Annotated in this window: 5 protein-coding genes; 4 read left to right on the top strand and 1 reads right to left on the bottom strand. The window is 70.9% G+C overall.

Going from position 1 to position 6,788, the window contains the following annotated elements; genetic code table 11:
- Window positions 1-387 precede the first annotated feature (387 nt).
- Entirely contained in the window at window positions 388-546 is a 159-nt protein-coding gene (locus QH283_RS23530; RefSeq protein WP_280505118.1) for a hypothetical protein, read from the bottom strand.
- Between the two features lie 233 nt (window positions 547-779).
- On the opposite strand from QH283_RS23530, the gene QH283_RS23525 reads away from it, so the two are divergent.
- The 4 genes from QH283_RS23525 to QH283_RS23510 form a co-directional block, all read left to right on the top strand.
- Entirely contained in the window at window positions 780-2,495 is a 1,716-nt protein-coding gene (locus tag QH283_RS23525) for an acyclic terpene utilization AtuA family protein (protein WP_280505117.1), read from the top strand.
- Window positions 2,492-3,646: an acyl-CoA dehydrogenase family protein gene (locus QH283_RS23520; protein ID WP_280505116.1), complete on the top strand. Its 1,155-nt coding sequence runs from the start codon at window positions 2,492-2,494 to the stop codon at window positions 3,644-3,646. Before QH283_RS23525 ends, QH283_RS23520 begins: the two co-directional genes overlap by 4 nt.
- A 17-nt stretch (window positions 3,647-3,663) precedes the next feature.
- On the top strand, window positions 3,664-5,259 hold the full coding sequence (locus tag QH283_RS23515; RefSeq protein WP_280505115.1) for an acyl-CoA carboxylase subunit beta: 1,596 nt from the start codon (window positions 3,664-3,666) through the stop codon (window positions 5,257-5,259).
- Between the two features lie 7 nt (window positions 5,260-5,266).
- Window positions 5,267-6,788 (top strand): acetyl-CoA carboxylase biotin carboxylase subunit (locus QH283_RS23510; protein ID WP_280505114.1); only part of this gene is annotated, 1,522 nt, incomplete at its 3' end.

The following is a 6,788-nucleotide window of genomic DNA, read 5'->3' as shown; positions in this document are numbered from 1 at the left end:
ATATCTTTTCCTCCGGTGCTGGCCCCTCGCCCGGTGGTTAGGGTGCGTCGTTTTGGGGGGTTGTGTCGCGCGCTTTTGGGCCAGAACCACTTTCGTGGTTCTGCGGCCCCCCGAACCGGCCCGGCGTGTGAAGTCGCCCCTTCCACGCCGGGCCGTTCGGTTCCTGCTCTGCCCCCAGCGGGCGGTCCGTATGTCCCGGTGACGGTTCAGTTCGCAGCCGGCTGCCGCGCCGTGTCGATCACGAGTTCGGCCCCCTGCTGCTTCGCTTCTTCGGTGAGTTCGACAGGGCCGCCGTCGGCCTTCGTGCCATCGGTCTCGATGTGCAGGCCGACGGGTTGTCGGAGCCTCCGGGATGACCGGCATGTCGATCCGGCGGAAACGGCGGGGTCAGCTCAGGCCCCAGAAGAGTCCGCCCGCGGCGGCGAGCAGGCCGCAGGCGGCCAGGCCGACGGCCAGCGGCCGGGAGGTCTTCCACAGCGAGTAGGCCCCGCCGAGCAGGAAGCCGGCGAGGGCGAGCAGCAGGATCATCGTCACGTCGGTCGACATTGCGCTGATTCTGCCGTGCCGTCGTGTCGGCGGGTGCACCATAGGCGGGTGGCGCGTCTTCCCGGAGCTGATGGTGCGCGTGTTGTGCGGCCCGAAAGAGTGTCTACCTGCGCGAACAATTAACAAGCACGCTAGCTTGATTTTTTTCTGCCGGGGTGTGATGCTGGGGCGGACGCGAACGAGCGCCGCCGTTCACCGACATCCGACTCATCGACGAGGGAGGCACCGGCCCGATGCGCACGCTGGCCGCCGATCCAGACGTCCTGAGGATCGGCAACTGTTCCGGGTTCTACGGCGACCGCCTGTCCGCCATGCGCGAGATGCTCGAGGGCGGCCCGCTCGACGTGCTCACCGGCGACTACCTCGCCGAGCTGACCATGCTCATCCTCGGCCGCGACCGGATGAAGGACGCCTCCCTCGGCTACGCCAAGACCTTCCTCACCCAGCTCCGCGACTGCCTCACCCTGGCGCTCGGGCAGAACGTGCGGATCGTGGTCGACGCGGGCGGGCTGAACCCCGCGGGCCTGGCGGAGCAGGTGCGCGCGGCCGCCGCCGAACTCGGGGTGGACGCGAAGGTCGCCCATGTCGAGGGCGACGACCTGCTGCCGCGCGCCCATGAGCTCGGCTTGGGTTCTCCGCTCACCGCCAACGCCTACCTCGGCGCCTGGGGCATCGCCGAATGCCTGCGCGCCGACGCCGACATCGTGATCACCGGCCGTGTCACCGACGCCTCCCTCGTCGTCGGCCCGGCCGCCGCCCACTTCGGCTGGTCGCGCGAGGATTTCGACGCCCTGGCGGGCGCGGTCGTGGCGGGCCACATCATCGAGTGCGGCACCCAGGCCACCGGCGGCAACTTTGCCTTCTTCACCGAGATCGCCGATCTCGGCAGGCCGGGTTTCCCGATCGCCGAGGTCCGCCGGGACGGCAGCAGCGTCATCACCAAGCATCCAGGCACCGGCGGCGCGGTCACCGTCGACACCGTCGAGGCGCAGCTGATGTACGAGATCCAGGGCGCCCGCTATGCCGGACCGGACGTCACCGCGCGGCTGGACAGAGTGCGGCTGGCCCAGGAAGCCCCCGACCGGGTGCTGGTGTCCGGCGTCACCGGCGAGGCTCCGCCGCCCCGGTTGAAGGTCTCCCTGAACACCCTTGGCGGCTTCCGCAACGAGATGGAGTTCGTGCTCACCGGCCTGGACATCGAGGCCAAGGCCGAGCTGGCCCGCCGTCAGCTGGAATCGTGGCTGCCCGCCCGCCCGGCCGAACTGGACTGGACCCTTGTCCGCCTGGACCGCCCCGACGCCGAGACCGAGGAGCAGGCCAGCGCCCTGCTGCGCTGCGTGGTGCGCGACCCCGCCCCGAAGAAGGTCGGCCGCGCCGTCTCCGCCACGGTGGTGGAACTCGCGCTCGCCGGTTACCCCGGCTGTAGTTTCACCACCCCGCCCGGCAACGGCTCGCCCTACGGCGTCTACACCGCCGGTTACGTCGACGCCGCCGAGGTCGCGCACGTGGCCGTGCTGCCCGACGGCACGCGCGCCGAGATCGCCCCGCCGGAGCGGACGCGCGCGCTCGAAGCCGTCGCCGAACCCGAACTGCCGCAGCCGTTTCCGGTCACGCGGACCCGCCGTGTCCCGCTCGGCACGATCGCGCTCGCCCGCAGCGGCGACAAGGGCGGCGACGCCAATATCGGCGTCTGGGTGCGCACCGACGAGGCCTGGCGCTGGCTCGCGCACACCCTCACCGTCGAGGCGCTGAAGGAACTTCTGCCCGAGACCGCGGACCTGACCGTCACCCGGCACCTGCTGCCGAACCTGCGCGCGATGAACTTCCTCGTCGCGGACCTGCTCGGCAAGGGCGTGGCGTATCAGGCCCGGTTCGACCCGCAGGCCAAGGGACTGGCCGAATGGCTGCGGTCCCGCACCATCGATATCCCAGTGGAGTTGCTGTCATGACCGAGAATCCGTGGAACACCCCCGAACGTCGCGAACTGCGCGCCACCGTGCGCGGTTTCGTCGAGCGCGAGGTGCTGCCCTACCTGGACCAGTGGGAGCGTGACGGCGAACTCCCGCGCGAGCTGCACAAGAAGGCCGGCGAGCTCGGCCTGCTCGGCCTGCAGTTCCCCGAGGAGGTCGGCGGTGGCGGCGGCACCGCCATCGACACCGCGATCGTCTGCGAGGAGATCCACCAGGCGGGCGGCTCGGGCGGTCTGTTCGCCTCGCTGTTCACCTGCGGCATCGCCGTCCCGCACATCGTGGCCTCGGGCAACAAGGACCTGATCGAGCGCTACGTCAAGCCCACGCTTGCCGGTGACATGATCGGCTCGCTGGCCATCACCGAGCCCGGCGGCGGCTCCGACGTGAACAACCTGTCGACCACCGCGCGCCGCGAGGGCGACCACTACATCGTCAACGGTTCCAAGACCTACATCACCTCCGGCTGCCGCGCCGACTTCGTCGTCACCGCGGTGCGCACCGGCGGCAAGGGCTCCGGCGGCATCTCGCTGCTGGTCGTCGACAAGGACACCCCCGGCTTCACCGTCAGCCGCAAGCTGGAGAAGATGGGCTGGCAGGCCTCCGACACCGCCGAGCTGTCCTATGTGGACGTGAAGGTGCCCGTCGCGAACCTGGTCGGCCCGGAGAACGCGGGCTTCTACCTGATCGCGGGCGCCTTCGTCAGCGAGCGTCTCGGCCTGGCCGTGCAGGGCTATTCGCAGGCGCAGCGCTGCCTCGACCTGACCCTGGAGTGGGTGCGCAACCGCGAGACCTTCGGCCGCCCGCTCATCACCCGCCAGGCGGTGCAGAACACCGTGGCCGAGATGGCGCGCCGCATCGACGTGGCCCGCGTCTACGCCCGTGAGGTGGCCCGTCGCGCCGCCGAGGGCGAGACCGACCTGATCGCCGAGGTGTGCTTCGCCAAGAACACCGCCGTCGAGGCCGCGGAATGGGTCGCCCACCAGGCGGTCCAGCTGCACGGCGGCATGGGCTACATGCGCGAGTCCGAGGTCGAGCGCCAGTACCGCGACATCCGCCTGCTCGGCATCGGCGGCGGCACCAGCGAGATCCTGCTCGGCCTGGCGGGCAAGCGCCTGGGCTTGCAGGCCTGATCGGAAAGGTGGCGGGCATGACCGTCCTGCGCAGCACCCTCGACACCGACGCCCCGGAGTACCGCACGGCCGCGGAGTCGATGATCGCCAAGCTCGCCGAGGTCGAGGCGGAGTTCGCCGAGGCCGTCGCGGGCGGCGGCCCGGACAAGCTCGCCCGCCACCGCAAACGGGGCAAACTCACCGCGCGCGAGCGCATCGAGTTGCTGCTCGACGAGGACGCGCCGTTCCTCGAACTGTGCCCACTCGCCGCGTGGGGCAGCGAATTCCATGTCGGCGCCAGCGTCGTCGCAGGCATCGGAATCGTGGAAGGCGTCGAGTGCATGATCGTCGCGCACGACCCCACCGTGCGCGGCGGTACCTCCAACCCGTGGACGCTGCGCAAGAGCCTGCGCATCAACGACATCGTCCGCCAGAACCGGTTGCCGCTGATCAACCTGGTGGAGTCCGGCGGCGCCGACCTGCCGACGCAGAAGGAAGTGTTCGTCCCCGGCGGGCGGCTGTTCCGCGACCTCACCCAGCTCTCGGCCGAGGGCATCCCGACCATCGCCCTGGTGTTCGGCAACTCGACCGCGGGCGGGGCGTACGTGCCGGGCATGTCCGACTACACGGTCATGATCAAGGAACGCTCCAAGGTGTTCCTCGGCGGTCCGCCGCTGGTGAAGATGGCCACCGGTGAGGAGTCCGACGACGAATCCCTCGGCGGCGCCGACATGCACGCCCGCGTCTCCGGCCTGGCCGACTACCTGGCCGTCGACGAACAGGACGCCATCCGCCTCGGCCGCGCCATCGTCCGGCGGCTGAACTGGCGCAAGCTCGGCCCGGCCCCGCGGCCGGTGGCCGAACCCCGCTACGACGCCGAGGAACTGCTCGGCATCGTGCCGCCGGACCAGAAGATCCCGTTCGACCCGCGCGAGGTGATCGCCCGCGTGGTCGACGACTCCGATTTCGACGAGTTCAAGCCGCTCTACGGCAGCAGCCTGGTCACCGGCTGGGCGCGCCTGCACGGCTATCCGGTCGGCATCCTCGCCAACGCCCGCGGCGTGCTGTTCTCCGAGGAGGCGCAGAAGGCGGCCCAGTTCATCCAGCTGGCCAACCAGTCCGACACCCCGCTGCTGTTCCTGCACAACACCACCGGCTACATGGTCGGCAAGGAGTACGAGCAGAAGGGCATCATCAAGCACGGCGCGCTGATGATCAACGCGGTGTCCAACTCCAAGGTGCCGCACCTGACCCTGCTCATGGGCGCCTCCTACGGCGCGGGCCACTACGGCATGTGCGGGCGCGCCTACGACCCGCGCTTCGTCTTCGCCTGGCCCAGCGCCAAATCCGCGGTCATGGGCGGCGCGCAGCTGGCCGGCGTGATCTCCATCGTCGGTCGCGCCGCCGCCGAGGCGCGCGGCAAGGCCTTCGACGAGGAGGCCGACGCGGGCATGCGCGCCATGATCGAGGCGCAGATCGAGGCCGAGTCGCTGCCGATGTTCATGTCCGGCAGGCTCTACGACGACGGCGTGATCGATCCCCGCGATACCCGCACGGTGTTGGGCATGGCGCTCTCGGCCGTCCACAACGCCCCGATCGAGGGCGCCGACGGCTTCGGCGTCATCCGAATGTGAGGCCGTCGTGACCGAAACCGTCTCCACTGTCCTGGTGGCCAATCGCGGCGAGATCGCCCGCCGCGTCTTCGCCACCTGCCGTCGCATGGGCCTCGGCACGGTCGCGGTGTACTCCGACGCCGACGCGCAATCCCCGCACGTGCGCGAGGCCGACGCCGCGGTCCGCCTGCCCGGCAACACCCCCGGCGAGACCTACCTGCGCGGCGCGCTGATCATCGAGGCGGCGCTGTCGGCCGGGGCCGACGCGATCCATCCCGGCTACGGATTCCTCTCCGAGAACGCCGAATTCGCCCGCGCCGTGCTCGCCGCCGGACTCACCTGGATCGGCCCGCCGGTGGCCGCCATCGAGGAGATGGGCTCCAAGGTCGCCGCGAAGAAGATGATGGCCGCCGCGGGCGTGCCCGTGTTGCCCGAACTCGATCCCGCCGAGGTGACCGAGGCGCACCTGCCGGTGCTGATCAAGGCCTCGGCCGGCGGCGGCGGGCGCGGCATGCGCGTGGTGCGCGAGCTGTCCGAGCTGAGCGCGCAGATCGACGCCGCGCGGCGCGAAGCCGAGTCGGCCTTCGGCGATCCCACGGTGTTCTGCGAGCGATACCTCGAGACCGGCAGGCACATCGAGGTGCAGGTCATGGCCGACACCCACGGCACGGTGTGGGCGCTGGGGGAGCGGGAGTGCTCGATCCAGCGCCGCCATCAGAAGGTCGTGGAGGAGGCGCCGTCGCCGCTGGTCGAGCGCATCGACGCCGCCCGGACCGGCGACGGGCCCGGCATGCGGGACCGGCTGTTCGAGGCGGCCCGCCAGGCCGCGGACGCCATCGGCTACACCGGCGCGGGCACCGTCGAGTTCCTGGCCGACGAGTCCGGCGAGTTCTACTTCCTGGAGATGAACACCCGGTTGCAGGTGGAGCATCCGGTCACCGAGTGCACCACCGGCGTCGACCTGGTCCGGCTGCAACTGGCCGTCGCCCAGGGTGATCCGCTGCCCGAGCGGCCACCGGCCATGCGCGGCCACTCCATCGAGGTCCGTCTCTACGCCGAGGACCCGGCCCACGACTGGCAGCCGCAGAGCGGAACCGTCCATCGGGTCGACATCCCGCGGGTGGCGACGGAATTCGCGCCGCTGACCACGACCGGCATCCGGCTCGACACCGGCGTGGTCGACGGTTCGGTGGTCGGCGTGCACTACGACCCCATGCTCGCCAAGGTGATCTCCTACGCCGACACCCGCGCGGAGGCCGCCCGCCTGCTCGCCGCTGCCCTGCACCGCGCCCGCATCCACGGCCTGGTCACCAACCGCGACCTGCTGGTGCGGGTGTTGCGCCATCCGGCCTTCCTGGCGGGCGACACCGACACCGCCTTCTTCGCCACCCACGGCCTGGACAGCCTCGCCGCCCCGCTGGCCGACGCCGGAGCCGAGCGGCTGTCCGTGGTGGCCGCCGCCCACGCCGATGCCGCCGCCAACCCCCCGCGCGCCCGCCCCCGCCGCGCGTTACCGCACGGTTGGCGCCACGATGCCAAACCGCCGCAGC

The organism is Nocardia farcinica, from assembly GCF_029867845.1.
Lineage (GTDB): Bacteria > Actinomycetota > Actinomycetes > Mycobacteriales > Mycobacteriaceae > Nocardia > Nocardia farcinica_A.
Note: the sequence above shows the minus strand (reverse complement) of the source record. Positions and strands in the feature narration are given on the sequence as shown.

Coding starts and splice junctions, on each gene's coding strand:
- QH283_RS23525 (WP_280505117.1), top strand. CDS start 780: ATGCGCACGCTGGCCGCCGATCCAGACGTCCTGAGGATCGGCAACTGT.
- QH283_RS23515 (WP_280505115.1), top strand. CDS start 3,664: ATGACCGTCCTGCGCAGCACCCTCGACACCGACGCCCCGGAGTACCGC.
- QH283_RS23520 (WP_280505116.1), top strand. CDS start 2,492: ATGACCGAGAATCCGTGGAACACCCCCGAACGTCGCGAACTGCGCGCC.
- QH283_RS23530 (WP_280505118.1), bottom strand. CDS start 546: ATGTCGACCGACGTGACGATGATCCTGCTGCTCGCCCTCGCCGGCTTC.